Below are 18,811 nucleotides of genomic sequence, written 5' to 3'. Positions count from 1 at the left end.
ACCTCCTTTGCCTCCTGTGGCAGCGGTGTGCGATGTCGACGGGGTAAACGTAGCAGAGGGTGGGGCGGGGGCAAGGTAACTAATGACTGCGGTGACAAAACACGCTGGTTTCGACAGTAAGATGGTTGACCGTAGTTGTCGGTGTACATTTCATATGGCGACGACGATTATCTGAAAACCAGTAAAAACGCGAGGCGAACTGTGTCGATTGAGAGAGCTGAGTTTGATCGCATCACCGAGCAAGACCTTCAGGAGCTTGTCGAGGCACAGGTTCCGGAAGGGCTTCGCTTAGACTTTAAACTCACATGCTATGGCAAATCAGACTCGGACAAACGAGAACTCTTAAAAGACGCATCCGCGCTAGCGAATTCACATGGCGGCCATCTGATAATAGGCATCGAGGAAATTGAAGGCGTTGCCACCAACGTCGTTGGCGTAGACACTGACGCCGATGCAGAAATTTTGAGGATGGAGCAAATCCTCAGAAATGCCATAGAACCTCCCATATCTGGCATAAGAATGCGTTCAATACCTTTGACCAATGGGCGCAAGGTACTTTTGCTTCGCATCCCCCGAAGCTGGAGGCCTCCTCACCGCGTTACGGCTCAAAGCATAAATAAATTCTATGCCCGTCATTCAGCCGGTGTTCATGAACCCAGTATCGAGGAGTTGCGAGCCTTGTTCGATCAATCGTCTTCCGCCTTAGAAAGAGCCCGACAATTTAGAAATGACAGACTAGACTTGATAGACAAGGGCTACGGTGATCGACCGCTCGCAAGCAATGGTCGTCTCTTTATTCACATCATACCGATCGCGGCTTTCTCCGGCTTTCTGAATCTCGATGTTGAAGCGATACATGAGCAGGAGAAAAAATTTCATCCACTTGATGCTTTACAAAGATCACCACGCTTCAACTTTCATGGATTCATTAATGAACGAGGCGGCGACCAAAACTGCGGGTACACGCAAGTTTTTCGCAACGGAATTGTAGAGGCAACGAAAGCCAACATCATCAAAAGAGACCACAAGCATTCAATCATTAAAGCCCCCACCTTAGAAAAGTGCATCTTTCAGCAACTTCCAATTTACCTAGACGCACTAAAGGACATGAGAGTCCCTCCTCCTTTAACCATAATGATCACACTTAAAGACACTAAGGGCGCATATTATATTGTGAAACAATATACACGATTCGATGAGGTGCCTACGCTACCCGACGACACTCTATTTCTCCCGGAGTGCGTGCTTGAGGACTATGGCTCCACCTTGGACTATCACAAAGCGATACGACCTGCCTTTGACGCCTTATGGAATGCAATCGGCTACGCCAAAGCGGGCTTCTTTAACGAAGAGGGACTTTGGAATGAGCCGCTCCCTGCAAGCTCGTAGGTTGGCGGTGAGCGCAGCGAACCCCAACGTTGCGGCAGCGATCATGGCGGTAATGGAATGGTTGCCCCGGCGCGCCAGCCGAATGTGTGCCGGCGCGCCACGCATTCTTTTCTCTGTCGGCATGCAGCACATATGGCGCAATAAGCGCAGCGCATTGCGCCCTACATGGACCTACCTAGGCTACTCCACGGCGAGCCACCAACGCTTGTCGGCCCCCCCACCCAAGGGCGTCAGGGCACGCGAGCGTTCATCGATTTTTTGTTCGCGCTTTGTGATAAATTTCCTGCCCATCAGCCGAGGGGTGAATTGCCGGTTTTCAATACGATTTCATTTGTTCGAAAACGCAATTGCCGCGCCTCTCCGCCAGCAGGAAGCGAGTGATGAACAGCTGCGATGTCTGGGCAAGCAGAACCCAGACCTCGGAACATGAAACCATCGCCGTGAGAACCTTGACATGCTTCCAATTCCGGTCGAAATCGAACGTCGCGCACTGCCAAGAGACTTGACCGACCAGGTCAATCAACTGGTCGGCGCGCGCCCCGTACCGTTCACGATCACGCTGGTTTCCGCCTGGGTCGTGATTTTCGGCGCCATCGGCCTGGCCCAATGGATCGGCACGTGGTGGGCTGCACTTGGGGCGATCCTCATCGTCGCGACCCGGATGAACGTCCTCGCCCTGCTGGTGCACGACCAGGTCCACCTGCTCGGCTATCGGCACCGCTTCGGAGACCTCCTGGTCAACCTGTTCTGCGCTTACCCACTGGTGATCCTGACGGTGGAGGGTTATGCCCAGATCCACCTGGCGCACCATCGCGACTATTTCACGCCGGATGACCCCGATCACGTGCGCAAGTCCGGGCCCGAATGGAGTTTCCCCAAGTCGCGCCCTGAGTTCCTGAAAATCGCCCTGCGCGATGTGCTTGGGCTGAATATTCTTGCGCTTGCCCGCGGCAAGCGCGAGCGCACGGGGCGGATACGCTTTGTCCGCCCCGGCTACAACCCTAAATGGTTGCGACCGGTCTATTTCCTGGTCGTGATCGCCATCCTCATATACACCGGGACCTGGCAACTGGCACTGCTGTACTGGGTCCTGCCCCTGCTGACCGTGATGCAACTGATCGTGCGCTGGGGCGCCATCTGCGAGCATGAATACAATCGCGAAGGCGCCGCCGTGATGGAGACCACGCCGTTGATCGAATTGCGCTGGTGGGAGAAGTTGCTGCTGCCCAACCTGAATTTCTCACTGCACATCTATCACCATTATTTTCCCGGCGTTGCATTCAGCCGGCTGCCGCTGATTCACCGGATGTTCAAGGAGGCGGGGCTGGTCGATGAGCAAGCGGTTTTCAAGGGGTACGGGGCTTATTTCCGCTATCTGACCCGGCACCCGCAGACCGGGTGCAGCAGCACGTCATGACGAGTTCCGGCGCTGCTCGGCACCGATGCATTTACGAAGCACGCTTCCCCGACGACCTCGCGCGGGTCCGGGCGCTGTTCGAGGAATACGCCGCCGGGCTCGGCATCGACCTGGGCTTCCAGGGGTTCGCGGAGGAACTGGCCGGGCTGCCCGGCCGCTACGCACGGCCGACGGGCGGGGTGTGGCTCGCGGTCGCCGGCGACGCGGTGGTCGGCTGCATCGCGCTGCGCCCGCTCGACGCGGAGCGGGCGGAGGTCAAGCGGCTCTACGTGCGGCCGGCGCTGCGCGGCAGCGGGGCCGGCCGGGCGCTGGCCGAGCGGGCGCTCGCGGCCGCGGCCGGCGCGGGCTACCGCCGCGTGCTGCTCGACACGCTGCCGTCGATGACCGGGGCGATCGCGCTGTACCGCTCGCTCGGCTTCGCCGAGGTGGCGGCGTACTACCACAACCCGGTGCCGGACACGCTGTACCTGGGGCGGGAACTGCCCTGAGCGGCCCCGCCGCCCCCTCGCACGGCCCCACCGCCTGCGGCCGGGACAGGAGCGCCGCCGGTCTGGCACGATGCCGCGCGTGCGCGACCGCCCGCGGGGTGCCCGGCACGGGCCCGGCGCGCCTTCACCCGCCGACCGGCGCCGAGGTACCCGATGGATACGCCCGACGACTCCCACATCGACGCCGCGCTGGAGGAGGTTGGCAGCTTCGTCCGCCGGCAGGGCGATGGCGACTACTTCGTGCACCACCGCGAGCGCTACCGCAACGACCTCGCGACCGTCGGGGGCTTCCACCGCGGCGGCGAGATCCTCGAGATCGGCTCGGTGCCCTGCCACCTGACCGCGGCGCTCAGGCTGCTGGGCTACCCGGTCGTCGGCATCGACCTCGCGCCCGAGCGCTGCCGGCCGATCATCGACCGCTACGGGCTGGCGCTGCGCCACTGCGACATCGAGCGCGAGCCGCTGCCCTTCGCCGACGGTGCGTTCCGCTACGTGCTGTTCAACGAGGTGTTCGAGCACCTGCGCATCGATCCGCTGTTCACGCTGTCGGAGCTCAACCGGGTGCTGGCGGACGACGGCGTGCTGATGCTGACCACGCCCAACCTCTACGCGATCCAGCAGATCGCGCGCTTCCTGAGCGGGCGCGGCTTCGGCGATCCGCTGACGGAGTTCGCCAAGCTGCGGGCGATCGGCCACATGGGCCACGTGCGCGAGTACTCGCACCGCGAGGTGCGCCGCTTCCTGGCGTACAGCCGCTTCGCCGTCGAGCGGGTCGACTTCCACCACTACTACTACCCGCGCACGCTGCGCGGGGCGCTCGCCTACGTGCTGTTCCGCGTGCTGCCGGCGCGCTTTCGCAGCTACCAGGTGGTGCTGGCGCGCAAGGCCGGGCCGTCGCCGGCCCTGGCGCCGCTGCGCTGACGCGGCGGCTCAGTGCGCGCCGGCCGCGTCCCCGGCCGCGCCGCGCCCCTGCGGGCGGGCGATCCAGACGATGCCGATCAGCACCACGAAGATCACCCCGGAGATCCAGAACAGGTCGTTCGCGGCGAGCAGGTGCGCCTGGCCGCCGACCTGGCGCTCGAGCGCGCCGAGCGCCTGCTGCGGGTCGAGGCCGGCGCGGGCGTAGCCGTGCAGCGCCTGCGCGGTGCTCGACGAGAACGGCGTCAGGTGCTCGGCGAGCTGCGCGTGGTGCAGCGCGGCGCGGTCGTCCCACTGCGTGCCGAACACCGAGGCGCCGATCGCGCCGGCGGTGATGCGGGCGAAGTTCGACAGCCCCGAGGCCGCCGGGATGCGCTCGGGCGGCAGGCCGGAGAGGATCAGCGCGGTCAGCGGCACGAAGAAGCACGACACCGCCACCCCCTGCACGAACTGCGGCAGCGCCAGCGTGTAGACGTCGGCACCGGTGGTGAAGCCGGCGCGCATGAAGGCGACCACGGCGAAGACGACGAAGGCGAAGCTCGCCAGCCGGCGCGGGTCGGTGTACGGCATGACGCGGGCGACCAGCGGCGTGCACGCCAGCGCGAGCACCCCGGTCGGCGCCGTCACCAGCCCGGCCCAGGTGGCGGTGTAGCCCATGTACTGCTGCAGCCACAGCGGCATCAGCACGACGTTGCCGAAGAACAGCGCGTAGGCGCAGGCGATCGTGATCACGCCGACGCTGAAGTTGCGCCGCGCGAACAGCGACAGGTCGACGATCGGGTGGCGCTGCGTCAGCTCCCAGATCAGGAACACCAGGAAGCCGATGCCGGCGACCAGCGCGAGGCCGACGATGAACGGCGAGGCGAACCAGTCGAGCTCCTGGCCCTTGTCGAGCATCAACTGCAGCGCGCCGACCCACAGCACCAGCAGCGCGAGGCCGACGGTGTCGATCGGCAGCCGCCGCGTCGCGCTCTCGCGCCCGGCGAGCGCGCGCGCGGTGAACAGCGCCGCGACCAGGCCAACCGGCACGTTGATCCAGAAGATCCACGGCCAGCTCAGGTTGTCGGTCAGCCAGCCGCCGAGGATCGGCCCGGCGACCGGCGCCACCAGCGTCGTCATCGACCACGCGGCGAGCGCCGTCGGCGCCTTCTCGCGCGGGAAGGCGGCGAGCAGCAGCGCCTGCGACAGCGGGATCATCGGCCCGGCGACGAAACCCTGCACCACGCGGAAGAAGATCAGCGCCTCCAGCGTCGACGCGAAGCCGCAGGCGAGCGAGGCCAGCACGAAGGCCAGCACCGAGGCGATGAACAGCCGCAACTGGCCGAAGCGCTGCGTCGCCCAGCCGGTCAGCGGCACCGCGATGGCGTTGGCGACGGCGAACGAGGTGATCACCCAGGTGCCCTGCGAGGGGCTGACGCCGAGGTCGCCGGCAATCGACGGCAGCGAGACGTTGGCGATCGTGGTGTCGAGCACGTTCATGAAGGTCGCCGTCGACAATGCGACGGCGGCGACCGCGAGCCGTGCGCCGTGCAGCGGCGGGTGGGCGACGGGGGCAGCGGCGGCCATGGCGCGCCTCAGCCGCGCTTGCCGCGCGGATCGGCCGGCCCGGCGACGACCGGCGCGCCGGTGCTGCCGGCGAGCTCGCCGTCGTTGTCGGCGATGATCGTGCGGATGCGCTCGCGGATGTCGGCCAGCGCGGCGGTGTCGCCGACGGTCTGCGCCAGCGGCTCGCCGCGGGCGCCGGCGGTGGCGAGCTGCGGCCCGCTCTGGTCGCGCACGTCCACCTCCACCTGCATCGACAGGCCGATGCGCAGCGGGTGGGCGGCGAGTTCACCGCGGTCGAGCTCGATGCGCACCGGCACCCGCTGCACCACCTTGATCCAGTTGCCGCTGGCGTTCTGCGCCGGCAGCAGCGCGAAGGCCCCGCCGGTGCCGGCGCCGAGGCCGACGACCTTGCCGTGGTATTCGACGTGGCGGCCCCAGGTGTCGGCGCTCAGCTGCACCGGCTGGCCGATGCGCAGGCGGCCGAGCTGGCTTTCCTTGAAGTTGGCGTCGACCCACAGGCGGTCGAGCGGTACCACCGCGAGCAGCGGCGTGCCGGGTTCGATGCGCGTGCCGACCTGCACCGTGCGCTTGGCGACCTGGCCGTCGACCGGCGCGGTGATCGTGGTGCGCGCGAGCGCGAGCGCGGCGGCCTCGACCTGCGCGGCGGCGCGCTTGACGTCGGGGTGGGTGTCGACCGTGGTCCCCTCGACCATCACCGCATTCGCCGCGAGCTGCTGGCGCACGTTGGCGAGCAGCGCCTCGGCGGCGCGCATCGCGCTGCGGGCGTGTTCGATCTCCTCGGCCGACACCGCGCCGTTGCCGCCGAGCTTCTGCCGGCGGGTGTAGTCCTCCTGCGCCTTGGCGAGGTCGGTCTCGCGGTTGCGCACGCTGGCGGCGAGCGCGTCGCGGGTGGCGAAGAGCTGGCGCACGCCGCGCACCGCGCGGGCGAGCTCGGCCTCGGCGGCATCGAGCGCGACCCTGGCGTCGGCCGGATCGAGCTCGACCAGCGGGTCGCCGGCGCGCACGCCATCGGTGTCCTCGGCGCGCACGCTGAGCACGGTGCCGGGGATGCGCGGCGTGACCGTGACGACGTCGCCGGCGACGTAGGCGTCGTCGGTGCTCTCCAGCAGGCGCGCGCTGGTCCACCACCAGGCGCCGCCGGCGGCGGCGCCGAGCGCGACCACCGCGGCGAGGGCGGCGAGCAGCGGGCGGCGGCGGGAAGGGTCGATCGGGGTGGGTGCATCGTTCATGGCGGTCTCCTGGAGTTCAGCCGCGCCCGGCGCTGGCGCCCGGCGCGGCAGTGCGCGCGGCGACGGCGTCGTCCGGCGTGTAGCCGCCGCCGAGGGCGCGCACGAGGGCAAGCGAGGTGTCGATCTGGCGCGTGCGCAGCTCGGCGCCGAGCCGGCGCTGCACCAGCACCTGGGTTTCGGCGCTGAGCACGGTGAGGTAGTTGGCGAGGCCTTCGCGGTAGCGCAGCTCGGCGAGGCGGTAGGCATCCTCGACGCTGGCCTGCGCGGCCTGCTGCTCGGCGCGCTGGCGCTCGAGCGAGCGGGCACTGGCCAGGGCATCGGCAACCTCGTGCAGCCCCTCGACCAGCGCGGCGTTGTACTGCTCGACGGCGAGATCGCGCTCGGCCTCGCGCCCGGCGAGGTTGGCGCGCAGGCGCCCGGAGTCGAAGATCGGCAGCGTCACCGCCGGCGTCAGCGACAGCGAGCGGTTGCCCGCCTGCAGCAGGTGTTCGAGGCCGAGGGTCTGGAAGCCGGCGAAGGCGGCGAGGTTGACGTTGGGGTAGAACGCCGCGCGCGCCGCCTCGCTGTCGCGACTGGCGGCCTCGGCGCGCAGGCGCGCGGCGATCACGTCGGGGCGGCGGCCGAGCAGCTCGGCCGGAAGCGTCGCCGGCAGCGTGAGGCGTTCGGGCGTCGCCAGGCGCGGGCGCGGCAGGCCGAGGCCGTAGTCCGGCCCGCGCCCGGCGAGCGCGGCGAGCTGCTGGCGGTAGAGCCGCACGCGCTCCTCGGCGGCGGCGATCTCCTGCCGCGCCGCCGGCACCGCGCCTTCGGCCTGCTTCAGCTCGACGCCGGAATCGACCCCGGCGGCGACGCGCTGGCGCGTCAGCGTCAGCACCTTCTCGCGCTGCGCCAGCGTCGCCCGCGCCACGTCGAGCTGGGCGTAGGCGCCGTCGAGCGCCGCCCAGCCGCGGGCAAGGCCGACGGCGAGCAGCAGCCGCACCGCCTGCGCCTCCACCGCCGCGGCCTGCGCGCGATCCTCGGCGGCGGCGGTCTCGGCACGGCGCCGGCCCCAGAAGTCCAGCTCCCAGGAGAAGTCGAGCCCGGCGCGCGCGTCGGTGACCACGCTGCCGCCGAGCGGCGGGGGGAAGATGTAGTCCTCGGGCAGCCGCTCGCGGGTGACGCGCACATCGGCATCGACGCGCGGCCCGGCGGCGGCGGCCGTCGCCGCGGCCAGCGCCTGCGCCGCGCGCAGCCGCGCCGCGGCGGCGTTCAGCGTCGGGTTGTCGGCGAGCCCGTCGCGGATCAGGCCGTCGAGCCCGGCATCACCGAGCGCCTGCCACCAGCCGGCGTCGGGCCAGGCCGCCGGCGCGGCCTGCGCGGCGTTCAGCGTGCGCGTCATCGCCAGGGTGCCGGCGTCGGTGTAGCGCGACTGCGCGGCGATGCCGGAGGGGTCGGCGCAGGCGGCGAGCAGCGCCAGCAGCAGCGGGGCGGCGAGCGCAGCGCGCGGGGTGAAGGGGAAGGCAACGGGGTCGGCCATGATTTGTCTGCCTGTTTAGTTACTGCCTATGCAGTTAATTGGACGCAGAAAAGGGCGTACACGACTCCCCCTCAGGCGTCCGCGTTGGCGATGACGCGACGCAGGAAATCCTTGAACTGCGCCAGTTCCTGCTGGTTGAAGCCGCGCAGGTGGCGGTTCAGCACCTTGACCGCGACGGCCGGCAGCAGGTCGCAGAGCTTGCGTCCCTCGTCGGTGATGCTCAGGCGCACCACGCGACGATCGTTGTTGCAGCGCACGCGCCGGATCAGGCCCTTGGCCTCGAGGCGGTCGAGCATGCGCGTCATCGCCCCGGTGTCGGCGCCGATCTGGCGGCACAGGTCGCCGGCGGTGTCGGCGCAGCCGTTCGCCAGGTTGAGCAGGGTCGCCCACTGCGCGCTGGTGATGTCGTGCGGCGCCATCTCGGCATCGACCATCGCGGTCAGCCGGTTCACCGCCTGGCGCAGCAGGTAGCCGACGCTCTCGTCGAGGCGGTAGCTGTCGACGCTGTACAGGTCGCCGGTGGAGGTGTCGACGGTATCGGCGACGGGGGGTTCGATCAGTGTCTGCATGGTCAGCAATTTAGTTGCCTATGCAGATACTGTCAAGTCGGCAAGTTGACAGGGGCCCCTGCCCCTTCAGCGGTAGCGGATGATGCGCCCGGCGGCGACGAGATCGGGGTAGAGGCCGAGGCCGACCCCGGCGCACAGCGCGGCACCGAAGGCGGCCTCCTCGGCGTGCACCGGGATGCTGAGCGGCAGGCCGAAGCGCTCCGCCAGCAGGCGGCACAGCGTCGGGTTCAGGCGCAGGCCGTTGCCGCAGCCGACCAGGTAGCGGCGGCGGGCACGCTCGGCCTCGGGCAGCCGCGCGTAGAGCGCACCGAGCTCGTCGGTGATGCCCTGCAGGAAGCCGAGGATCAGTTGCTCGGGCGTGAAGTTGTCGAGCGACACGCCGGTGATGGCGCCGCGGCGCTGCGGCTCGTCGCGGCTGCCGAGCAGGCGCGTGTCGACCGCCAGCCGCCCGGCCCCGGCCGGCAGCGCCGCGGCCGCCAGGCGCTCCATCGCCGCGTACAGCGGCGGGCCGTCGTAGCCGGCGAACACCTGGCAGGCGCGACGCAGGCAGCGCTCCAGCGCCGCGTAGGCGGTGCCGCCGCACAGCGCGGCGCCGACCTGCAGGAAACCGCCGGGAAAGGGGCGCAGCTCCAGCCCGTCGACCGCCGTGGCGTCGCGCGTGTACACCGACACCTGCCCGCTGGTGCCGACGTTGACCAGCACCGCGGCCGGCGCCTCGCGCACCGCGCCGAGGAAGCCGGCCTGGTTGTCGCCCGGCGCGCAGAACACCGCGGCGCCGTCCGCGGCCTGGCCGATGTACGCCCCCGCGGCCCCGGGCGGCGGCAGCCACGCCGGGTCGATGCCGGCGCGCTGCAGCGCCTGCGCATCGAAGGCGCCGGCGCGCCGGTCGAACAGCCCGAGTGCGGCCGCCTGCGACGGGTCCTGCGGCGGCACCGTGCCGCGCCCGGCGAGCTGCATCGCGACGTAGTCGGCGATGGTGCAGAGCGCCACCGCCGTCGCCGGCACCCCGCCGTGCTGCAGGTCGTGGTGATGGGTGACCAGCCCGAAGCCGGTCGCCAGCGCGTGGCCGGTACGCGCGGCGAGCGCCTCGACGTGGCTGCGGCCATCGGGGCCGGGGCGCGCGCCGCGCTGGTCCTGCCAGGTGGCGAGCCGGCTCACCGCGCGCCCGGCGCGGTCGACGTAGACGATGCCGTGCATCTGCCCGGTGACCGCCACGCCGCGCACGCCCGCCCGGCCGGCGCTCAGGCGCGCGAGCACCTCGCGCGCCGCCGCGAGCAGGACGTCGGCGTCCTGCAGGCGCTCCCAGGGGTGCTCGCCGGCGCACGCGGCATGGTGCTCGATGCTCGTCGCGGCCAGCAGCGTGCCGCGCTCGCCGTCAAGCAGCACGCCGCCCACCGAGGTCGTCCCCACGTCCAGCCCGGCCAGCAGCATCGTTCCTCCTGCGGCGCGCGGTGCCCGCGGCCTCACGCCTCGGCGTCGTAGCCGAGGTTCGGCGCCAGCCAGCGTTCGGCGGTGGCGAGCTCCCAGCCCTTGCGCCGCGCGTAGTCGGCGACCTGGCCGCGGTCGATGCGGCCGAGGCCGAAGTAGCGCGCCTCGGGGTGGGCGAAGTACCAGCCGCTGACGGCCGCCGTGGGCAGCATCGCGAAGTGCTCGGTGATCTGCATGCCGGCGTTGTGCTCGGCGTCGAGCAGCCGCCACAGCGTGGCTTTCTCGGTGTGGTCGGGGCAGGCGGGGTAGCCCGGCGCCGGGCGGATGCCGCGGTAGGCCTCGTCGATCAGCGCCTCGTTGTCGAGCGCCTCGTCGGGCGCGTAGCCCCAGAACTCGCGGCGCACGCGCGCGTGCAGGCACTCGGCGAAGGCCTCGGCGAGGCGGTCGGCGAGCGCCTTCAGCAGGATCGCGCTGTAGTCGTCGTGCGCGGCCTCGAAGCGCGCGACGTGCGCGTCGATGCCGATGCCGGCGGTGCAGGCGAAGGCGCCGACCCAGTCGGGGGTGCCCGCCGGGGCGACGTAGTCGGCGAGCGAGCGGTTGGGCTTGCCGGCCGGGCGCACGCTCTGCTGGCGCAGGTGGTGCAGCCGGGCGTGCTCGGTATCGCGCGCTTCGTCGGCCCACAGCACGGTGTCGTCGCCGTCGCGGTTGGCCGGGAAGAAGCCGATCACCGCGCGCGCTTCGAGCCAGTGCTCGGCGACGATGCGGGCGAGCATCGCCTGGGCGTCGGCGAACAGCTTGCGCGCCGCCTCGCCGACGACCTCGTCGTCGAGGATGCGCGGGAAGCGCCCGGCGAGCTCCCAGCTGGCGAAGAACGGCGACCAGTCGATGTAGTCGACGAGTTCGGCCAGCGGGTAGGCGGTGAAGCTGCGCACGCCGGTGAAGCGCGGGCGCGGCGGCACGTAGGCGTCCCACGCCGGGGCGAAGGCGTTGGCGCGGGCCTGGTCGAGCGCGAGCAGCGGCTCGCGGGCGCGGCGGTTCCTGTGCTGCTCGCGGCGCGCGGCGTACTCGGCCTTGGTGCGCGCGGCAAAGCCCGCCTGCAGCTCGGGGCTGACCAGCGACTGGGCGACGCCGACGGCGCGCGAGGCATCCTTCACGTAGACCACGGCGTTGGGGTAGGCGGGGTCGATCTTCACCGCGGTGTGGGCGAGCGAGGTGGTGGCGCCGCCGATCAGCAGCGGCAGCTCGAAACCCTGGCGGTTCATCTCGCGGGCGACGTTGACCATCTCGTCGAGCGAGGGGGTGATCAGGCCGGACAGCCCGATCAGGTCGGCGTCGACCTCGCGCGCGGTGGCGAGGATCTTCTCGGCCGGCACCATCACGCCGAGGTCGAACACCTCGAAGTTGTTGCACTGCAGGACGACGCCGACGATGTTCTTGCCGATGTCGTGCACGTCGCCCTTGACGGTCGCCATCACGATGCGGCCGTTGCTGCTCGCCACCTGGCCGGTGCGCGCCTTCTCGGCCTCGATGTAGGGGATCAGGTAGGCGACCGCCTTCTTCATCACGCGCGCCGACTTCACCACCTGCGGCAGGAACATCTTGCCGGCGCCGAAGAGGTCGCCGACGACGTTCATGCCGTCCATCAGCGGCCCCTCGATGACCTGGATCGGGCGCTCGAAGGCCTGGCGGGCCTCCTCGGTGTCGGTCTCGACGAACTCGTCGATGCCCTTGACCAGCGCGTGTTCGAGCCGTTTCGCCACCGGCCAGCCGCGCCATTCGAGGTCTTCCTTCTTCGCGCCGCCGCCGCCGTCGTCGCCCTTGTAGCGCTCGGCGATCTCCAGCAGGCGCTCGGTGGCGTCGGCGCGGCGGTTCAGCACCACGTCCTCGACGCGCTCGCGCAGCTCGGCGGGGATCTCCTCGTAGATCGCGAGCTGGCCGGCGTTGACGATGCCCATGGTCATGCCGGCGCGGATCGCGTGGTACAGGAACACCGAGTGGATCGCCTCGCGCACCGCGTTGTTGCCGCGGAAGCTGAAGCTGACGTTGCTGACGCCGCCCGAGACCATCGCGTGCGCCAGGTGGGTGCGGATCCAGCGCGTGGCCTCGATGAAGTCCACCGCGTAGTGGGCGTGCTCGTCGATGCCGGTGGCGATGGCGAAGATGTTGGGGTCGAAGATGATGTCCTCGGCCGGGAAGCCGACGACTTCGGTGAGGATGCGGTAGGAGCGCGCGCAGATCTCGCGCTTGCGCGCCAGCGTGTCGGCCTGGCCGGCCTCGTCGAAGGCCATCACGATCACCGCCGCGCCGTAGCGGCGCACCCGCCGCGCCTGCTCGATGAAGCCCGCCTCGCCTTCCTTGAGGCTGATCGAGTTGACCACCCCCTTGCCCTGCACGCACTTCAGCCCGGCTTCGAGGATGTCCCACTTCGAGGAGTCGATCATCACCGGCACGCGGGCGATGTCGGGCTCGGCGGCGATCAGGTTGAGGAAGCGCACCATCGCCGCCTGCGAGTCGAGCATGCCCTCGTCCATGTTGATGTCGATGATCTGCGCGCCGTTCTCGACCTGGCTGCGCGCCACGTCGAGCGCGGCGTTGAAGTCGCCGTCCTTGATCAGGCGCTTGAACACCGCCGAGCCGGTGACGTTGGTGCGCTCGCCGACGTTCACGAACAGCGCGTCGGGGGTGATCGTGCACGGCTCCAGCCCGGCGAGGCGGCACGCCGGCGCGGACACCGGCCGCCGCCGCGGCGCCAGGGCGGCGACCGCGTCGTGGATCGCGCGGATGTGCTCGGGGGTGGTGCCGCAGCAGCCGCCGACGATGTTGACGAAGCCCGACTCGGCCCACTCGCGCACCTGGGCGGCCATTGCCGCGGGGCCGAGGTCGTACTCGCCGAACTCGTTCGGCAGGCCGGCGTTGGCGTGCACCGAGACGAAGCTCTCGGCGACGCGGCTCATCTCGGCCACGTAGGGCCGCAGCAGGTCGGGGCCGAGCGCGCAGTTCAGGCCGAAGGCGAGCGGGCGCACGTGGCGCAGGCTGTTGTAGAAGGCCTCGGTGGTCTGCCCCGATAGGGTGCGGCCCGAGGCGTCGGTGATGGTGCCCGAGATCATCACCGGCAGGCGGTGGCCGAGCGCGTCGAAGAGTTCCTCGAGCGCGAACAGCGCCGCCTTGGCGTTCAGCGTGTCGAAGATGGTCTCGACCATCAGGATGTCGGCGCCGCCCTCGACCAGCGCGTGCCCGGCTTCGAGGTAGGCGCCGCGCAGTTCGTCGAAGCTGGTGTTGCGAAAGCCCGGGTCGTTGACATCGGGCGAGATGCTCGCGGTGCGCGAGGTCGGTCCGAGGATGCCGGCGACGAAGCGCGGCCTGTCGGGGGTGGTGTAGGCGTCGGCGACGGCGCGGGCGAGGCGGGCCGCCTCGCGGTTCAGTTCCGGCACCAGGTCTTCCATGCCGTAGTCGGCCATCGACACCCGCGTGGCGTTGAAGGTGTTGGTCTCGATGATGTCGGCGCCGGCGTCGAGGTAGGCCGCGTGGATGTCGCGGATCACCTCCGGCTTGGTCAGCACCAGCAGGTCGTTGTTGCCCTTGAGGTCGCGCGGCCAGTCGGCGAAGCGGCTGCCGCGGTAGTCGGCCTCGGCCAGCCGGTGGCGCTGGATCATCGTGCCCATCGCCCCGTCGAGGATCAGGATGCGGCGTTCGAGCAGTTCGGTGAGCTGGGCGGTGCGGTCGGTCATGGCGGCGGGCTACGGCAAGTCGGCGGGGGAACTCGCGATTCTGGCGGTGCCGGCGCGTGCAGGCAACGCGACGGCGCGCATCCCCGTGGCGCATTCGGCATACTCCCGCCCACCTGCCGATGCCGTGCGAGGCCGCCCCCGATGGCCGACATCCTGCCGTTCCGACGCCCCAAGCCCGCCAAGCCGATGGATCGCGCCGCCGGCCGCGAGCTCTGCAAGTCCGGCTTCCACAAGTGGGAGGTGCTGAAGGAGCGCGCCTTCGACGTGAAGCTCGGCAGGCTCGTCACCGCCTGGCGCTGCGCGCGCTGCGGCGCCACCCGCACCGAGGCACGCTGAAGCGCCTCCCCCGCCCCACCGGCGAGGGGGCCGGGCGCGCGGGTCATGCCCCTCCCCCGCGACGGCCCGCCATGCCCGCCCTGCTCCGCCTGCTGCTGCTCGTCCTGACGTTCGCCTGCGCCGCTCCCGCGGCGGCGGCCGACCTCACGCGCCTGCGCGCCGCGCTCGCCACGGTGCGCTTCATCGCCTACACCCCGAGCGCCCATGCCGAGACGCCCGACGGACGGCCGCTGCCGGTGGCGCCGGCGGCGATCCGCGCCGACCTCGCGCGGCTGCGGCCCGACTTCGACGGCCTCGTCACCTACGCCACCCGCGACGGCCTCGAAGCGCTGCCGGCGCTCGCCGCCGAACAGGGCTTCCGCGCGCTGGTGCTCGGCGTGTGGGAACCCAATGATCCGCACGAACTCGATGCCGCGATCGCCGCCGCCCGCGCCTACCCCGGGCTCGTCGTCGGCATCTCGGTCGGCAACGAGGGGCTGATCAGCGGGCGCTACGACTGGCCGACGCTCGCCGCCGCCCTGCAGCGGGTGCGCACCGCGCTGCCCGGGCTGCCGCTCAGCACCTCCGAACCCTTCGTGATCCACCTCGATCGCGCGCCGGCGGGCTTCCTCGCCGCGCAGGACTTCGTGCACCCCAACATCCACCCGCTGTTCGAGGCCTGGTTCACGCCCGAGCGGCTCGACGGCGGCATGGACTTCCTCGCCGCGATCCTCGACCGGCTGCACGCCGCCGCCCCCGGCAAGCCGGTGCTGGTGAAGGAGACCGGCGTGCCCGGCGAACCCGGCGGGGTGTGGTCGCCGGCGCTGCAGGCGGCGTTCTGGCAGCGGCTGTACGCGCGCTTCCCCGGCACCCCGGAGCACGCCTTCACCGCCTTCGAAGCCTTCGACGCACCGTGGAAACCCGCCGCGCTCGCCCGCCAGTTCAAGGCGCCGCCCGACCCGCGCGAGGCCCACTGGGGCTTCTACACGCGCGACGGCACGCCCAAGCCGGTGGTCGAACGCCTGCGCGCGCCGCGCTAGCGGCGACGTGCGCAGGGCCGGGTACGCCTAGCGCATCGACACCTCACCGCCGCCGCAGGCGCCGCCGGTCTGGTCGGCCGGCAGGCACAGCGGCGATTCGTCGAGCGTGAACAGGCTCAGCGCCGGGTTCAGCAGCGCCGGGTCGATCTCGAACTCGTTGCGCTGTTCGAGGCCCGACTGCTGGCTCGCGGTCTGCTGCGCCTGGTTCAGGTTGATGCCGATACCCGAGAGGATCCGGAAGGCGTCGTTGTTGATCGCGCTGAAGAAGATCTGCCCGCCGCTGTCGTTGGCGAGCGACCCGCCCTGCGGCGCGACGATCACCACCGGCTGTGCCTTGGTGCCGATCGAACTCGCCGCGGCGAGGTTGACCACGCCGCTCGACTTCACGTGCCACTGCCCGGCGATGCCGTTGCGCGGCGACACGCCGTTGATGGCACCGGTGCCGGTGAGCACGGTGCCGACCGGGTGCCCGACGGCGATGTCGACCGTGTGCGGCACGCCGCCGTCGACGCCGGCCTCGACCTCGTCGATCAGCACCGTGCCCTGGTCCGCGGTGAACGCGATGTCGCCGTCGCGGGCACGGATCGCGTCGATGCGCACCGAGTCGAGCTCGTCGATGGTCACGTCGCCGCTGCCGGTGGAACCGACGTCGAGGCGCTCGACCGCGGTGTGCAGCGTGATCGGCCCCTGCGCGGTCGCGAGCAGCGCGCCGGTCGACAGCCGCGTGCCGACATCCTGCGCGATGCCGCCGGCGCCACCGTCGAGGCTGATGCCGCCGCCGGCATCGAGGGTGCCGAAGCTGAGCCCGTCGCCGCCGAGCGTGATCGCGCCGGCCGCCGCGATCGGCGTCCTGACGTCGAGCGCGCCGCCGGTGGTGCTCAGCGTGAACGCCCCGGCGCCGGCGCCGCCGATCGGCCCGACGACCAGCAGGCCGCCGCCGTCGTGCAGCGTGAAGCTGCCGCCGCGGCTGACGCTGCCGAGCACGCCGATCGCGTTCGGCGCGCCGAACAGCGCATCGCCGCCGACGGCGAGGTCGAGCCGGGGCGCCTGCACGCTGCCGGTCGCGGTGAGCGAGCCGGTGGCCACCAGCGCGAGCGTGCCGTTCGCCGTCACCGAGCCGAGCAGCAGGTCGCCAAAGGCGCTGACGGTGACGTTGCCCGCGTCGGTGATCGTCAGCCCGCCGCCGAACTGGCCGCCGGCGTCGAGCACGACGTCGTGGCCGCCGGCCGCGAGCGCGGTCGCGCCGGCGACGTTCAGCGGACCGACGTCGGTGATGGCGCCCTGGGCGGTCACCAGCAGGCTGCCCGCGGACACCGGCCCGAGTGCCAGCGCACCGCTGTCGCGCAGGCTCACGGCGCCGCCGCGGGTGATGCTGACGCTGCCGCCGAAGACGTTGCCGGCGTCGGTCAGCGTGATGTCGGCGCCGCCGGCGTCGAACACCGCCGCACCGCTGAGCTGCAACGGTGCCGCTTGCGTGATCGCGCCGCCGGCGGTCGCACTCAGGTTGGTGACGTCGATCACGCCGAGGGTGAGCGCGCCGCTGCTGCGCAGGGTGACGCTGCCCCCGGTCGCATCGACCGCCGCGCCGAACAGGTTGTCGGCGCGGTTCAGCGTGACGTCGGCTCCGCCGCTGTCGAAGGCGGCCACGCCGTCCACCCGCACCCGCCCCGCCTGGGTGATCGCGCCAGCGGCGACGAAGGCGGCGGTGCCGTGGATGTCGAGCGCCTCGGCGAGGGCAACGCCTGCGGCCTTCGGCGCCGGCACCTCGGCACCCGAGACGATGGCGACCGGCGCGAAATCGAGGTTGCCACCGGCCTCGAGCCGCCCGCCGCCGCTGTCGGACCGGAGCGCGACGCTGACCGCATCGGACTCGTCGATGAAGATCGCGCCGCTGGCGGTGGCCGCGATCCGCGCCACGCTGGTGACGAGCGGGGCGAGCGCGCTGCCGATGGCGCCGCCGGCCTGCAGCGCTAGGTCGCCGGTGAGGATCCGCCCGGCGCTGCGCGTGATCGCCTGCGCGGCCTCGACCAGCACTTTGCCGGACGCGCTGGTGACGTCGGCCCCCAGGGCCACGTTGCCGCTGCCGCTCGACAGGTTGATCTCGCCGCCCGTGCCGGCGCCGGTGAAGCCCACCGCCTGGTCGATCGTCAGGTCGCCCGTCCCGGCCCGCAGCCGGATGTAGCCCGTGCCGGCATTCGCCGGAACGGCGATGCCGCTGCCGCTCACCGTCAGCGCACCGCCCGCCTGCACGTCGTAGACACCGCCGGCGCCGGCGCGGTTGGCGATGCCGCCGAGGTCGGCCAGCGTCACCGCATCGGTTTCGCTGACGAACACCCCACCGCCGTCGGCCTGCGCGGCGAGCGTGCCCGCCGTTGTTTGCAGGCGTCCGCCCCCCGTGCCGATCGCCCCCGCGGCGCGCAGCGCGACGTTCGTGCCCTGCACCGTGCCCGTCCCGCCGATGCCGCCGGCGGTCGCGATCAGCGTGGCGTTGCCGGTGGACACCACGCCGCTGACGCTGATCGCACCATTGGCGCTCACATCCAGGTCGCCACTGACCGTGGAGCTGCCGAGTTCGAGCGCACCGACGCTGTTCAGCACCACGTGGCGCCCGCTCAACACCGTGAGCGGGCCGCCGAAGCTGTTGGCGGCGTCCAGCGTGATGTCGTTCGTCGCCCCGGCCGCAAGCACCGTCGCCCCGCTCACCGTGAGCGGGCCGTCGTCGCTGATCGCACCCCCGGCGGTCACCGCGAGGTCGCCACTGACCGTGGAGCTGCCGAGCGCCAGCGCGTTGGTGTCGCGCAGCGTGACGGTGTGGCCCGTCGCCGCCAGCGCAGCGCCGAAGTCGTTGCCGAGGTTGTCCAGGGTGATGTCGAAGCCGGCCGCGCTGAGCGTCGTCGTGCCCGTCACCGCCAGCGTGCCCAGCGGCGCCTGCGTCACCGCACCCCCGGCGGTCACCGCAAGGTCGCCACTGACCGTGGAGCTGCCGAGTTCGAGCGCACCGACGCTGTTCAGCACCACGTGGCGTCCGCTCAGCACCGTGAGCGGGCCGCCGAAGCTGTTGGCGGCGTCCAGCGTGATGTCGTTCGTCGCCCCGGCCGCAAGCACCGTCGCCCCGCTCACCGTGAGCGGGCCGTCGTCGCTGAGCGCACCGCCGGCGGTGGCCGCGAGGCTCGCGGCGCTGAGGTCGGCGAGCGCCATCGCGCCGCTCGCC

Annotated in this window: 13 protein-coding genes; 6 read left to right on the top strand and 7 right to left on the bottom strand. The window is 70.9% G+C overall.

Features of this window, described 5'->3' with window-relative positions:
- Nucleotides 1-201 precede the first annotated feature (201 nt).
- From EV699_RS16385 to EV699_RS16370, 4 genes are all read left to right on the top strand, one after another.
- The gene (locus EV699_RS16385; protein ID WP_165904178.1) at nt 202-1,389 is read left to right on the top strand and encodes an AlbA family DNA-binding domain-containing protein; all 1,188 of its coding nucleotides are present in this window, start codon (nt 202-204) and stop codon (nt 1,387-1,389) included.
- Nucleotides 1,390-1,843: 454 nt separating this feature from the next.
- A complete protein-coding gene (locus EV699_RS16380) occupies nt 1,844-2,806 on the top strand; it encodes a fatty acid desaturase family protein (protein WP_132544760.1) in 963 nt (320 codons plus the stop codon).
- Entirely contained in the window at nt 2,803-3,294 is a 492-nt protein-coding gene (locus tag EV699_RS16375) for a GNAT family N-acetyltransferase (RefSeq protein WP_132544758.1), read from the top strand. Before EV699_RS16380 ends, EV699_RS16375 begins: the two co-directional genes overlap by 4 nt.
- Before the next feature lie 153 nt (nt 3,295-3,447).
- Entirely contained in the window at nt 3,448-4,215 is a 768-nt protein-coding gene (locus tag EV699_RS16370) for a class I SAM-dependent methyltransferase (RefSeq protein ID WP_132544756.1), read from the top strand.
- A gap of 9 nt (nt 4,216-4,224) precedes the next feature.
- Here the strand turns inward: EV699_RS16370 and EV699_RS16365 are convergent, their stop codons facing one another.
- The 6 genes from EV699_RS16365 to metH all read right to left on the bottom strand — a co-directional run bounded on the left by EV699_RS16365 (nt 4,225) and on the right by metH (nt 14,245).
- Nucleotides 4,225-5,778: a DHA2 family efflux MFS transporter permease subunit gene (locus EV699_RS16365; protein WP_132544754.1), complete on the bottom strand. Its 1,554-nt coding sequence runs from the start codon at nt 5,776-5,778 to the stop codon at nt 4,225-4,227.
- 8 nt (nt 5,779-5,786) lie between these two features.
- Nucleotides 5,787-7,007: an HlyD/EmrA/EmrK family protein gene (locus tag EV699_RS16360; protein ID WP_132544752.1), complete on the bottom strand. Its 1,221-nt coding sequence runs from the start codon at nt 7,005-7,007 to the stop codon at nt 5,787-5,789.
- Between the two features lie 16 nt (nt 7,008-7,023).
- Nucleotides 7,024-8,520, bottom strand: a complete 1,497-nt coding sequence (locus tag EV699_RS16355) for an efflux transporter outer membrane subunit (RefSeq protein WP_132544750.1) — start codon at nt 8,518-8,520, stop codon at nt 7,024-7,026.
- Nucleotides 8,521-8,591: 71 nt separating this feature from the next.
- Nucleotides 8,592-9,089 (bottom strand): MarR family winged helix-turn-helix transcriptional regulator, encoded by a 498-nt coding sequence (locus tag EV699_RS16350; protein ID WP_132544748.1) that lies wholly within the window; start codon nt 9,087-9,089, stop codon nt 8,592-8,594.
- 66 nt (nt 9,090-9,155) lie between these two features.
- Nucleotides 9,156-10,520, bottom strand: coding sequence for a sedoheptulokinase (locus EV699_RS16345; RefSeq protein ID WP_132544746.1), 1,365 nt, complete (start codon nt 10,518-10,520; stop codon nt 9,156-9,158).
- 32 nt (nt 10,521-10,552) lie between these two features.
- Entirely contained in the window at nt 10,553-14,245 is a 3,693-nt protein-coding gene (gene metH, locus EV699_RS16340; RefSeq protein ID WP_132544744.1) for a methionine synthase, read from the bottom strand.
- A 141-nt stretch (nt 14,246-14,386) separates the two neighbouring features.
- Here metH and EV699_RS16335 point away from each other — a divergent pair, with 141 nt between their 5' ends.
- Complete coding sequence (locus EV699_RS16335) at nt 14,387-14,581, top strand: hypothetical protein (RefSeq protein WP_132544742.1); 195 nt, start codon at nt 14,387-14,389, stop codon at nt 14,579-14,581.
- 71 nt (nt 14,582-14,652) lie between these two features.
- Nucleotides 14,653-15,600 (top strand): glycoside hydrolase family 17 protein, encoded by a 948-nt coding sequence (locus EV699_RS16330; RefSeq protein WP_132544740.1) that lies wholly within the window; start codon nt 14,653-14,655, stop codon nt 15,598-15,600.
- A 27-nt stretch (nt 15,601-15,627) separates the two neighbouring features.
- Here EV699_RS16330 and EV699_RS20005 read toward each other — a convergent pair.
- Nucleotides 15,628-18,811 (bottom strand): beta strand repeat-containing protein (locus tag EV699_RS20005; protein WP_165904177.1); only part of this gene is annotated, 3,184 nt, incomplete at its 5' end.

The sequence above is a fragment of the Plasticicumulans lactativorans genome (genome assembly GCF_004341245.1).
GTDB lineage: Bacteria > Pseudomonadota > Gammaproteobacteria > Competibacterales > Competibacteraceae > Plasticicumulans_A > Plasticicumulans_A lactativorans.
The sequence above is the reverse complement of the archived record's forward strand: the minus strand, read 5'-3'. Positions and strand labels throughout refer to the sequence as shown.

What these genes read in the sequence shown, in the direction of transcription:
- EV699_RS16380 (WP_132544760.1), top strand. Translation starts at nt 1,844, where the DNA reads ATGCTTCCAATTCCGGTCGAAATCGAACGTCGCGCACTGCCAAGAGAC.
- EV699_RS16375 (WP_132544758.1), top strand. Translation starts at nt 2,803, where the DNA reads ATGACGAGTTCCGGCGCTGCTCGGCACCGATGCATTTACGAAGCACGC.
- EV699_RS16370 (WP_132544756.1), top strand. Translation starts at nt 3,448, where the DNA reads ATGGATACGCCCGACGACTCCCACATCGACGCCGCGCTGGAGGAGGTT.
- EV699_RS16365 (WP_132544754.1), bottom strand. Translation starts at nt 5,778, where the DNA reads ATGGCCGCCGCTGCCCCCGTCGCCCACCCGCCGCTGCACGGCGCACGG.
- EV699_RS16360 (WP_132544752.1), bottom strand. Translation starts at nt 7,007, where the DNA reads ATGAACGATGCACCCACCCCGATCGACCCTTCCCGCCGCCGCCCGCTG.
- EV699_RS16355 (WP_132544750.1), bottom strand. Translation starts at nt 8,520, where the DNA reads ATGGCCGACCCCGTTGCCTTCCCCTTCACCCCGCGCGCTGCGCTCGCC.
- EV699_RS16350 (WP_132544748.1), bottom strand. Translation starts at nt 9,089, where the DNA reads ATGCAGACACTGATCGAACCCCCCGTCGCCGATACCGTCGACACCTCC.
- EV699_RS16345 (WP_132544746.1), bottom strand. Translation starts at nt 10,520, where the DNA reads ATGCTGCTGGCCGGGCTGGACGTGGGGACGACCTCGGTGGGCGGCGTG.
- metH (WP_132544744.1), bottom strand. Translation starts at nt 14,245, where the DNA reads ATGACCGACCGCACCGCCCAGCTCACCGAACTGCTCGAACGCCGCATC.
- EV699_RS16335 (WP_132544742.1), top strand. Translation starts at nt 14,387, where the DNA reads ATGGCCGACATCCTGCCGTTCCGACGCCCCAAGCCCGCCAAGCCGATG.
- EV699_RS16330 (WP_132544740.1), top strand. Translation starts at nt 14,653, where the DNA reads ATGCCCGCCCTGCTCCGCCTGCTGCTGCTCGTCCTGACGTTCGCCTGC.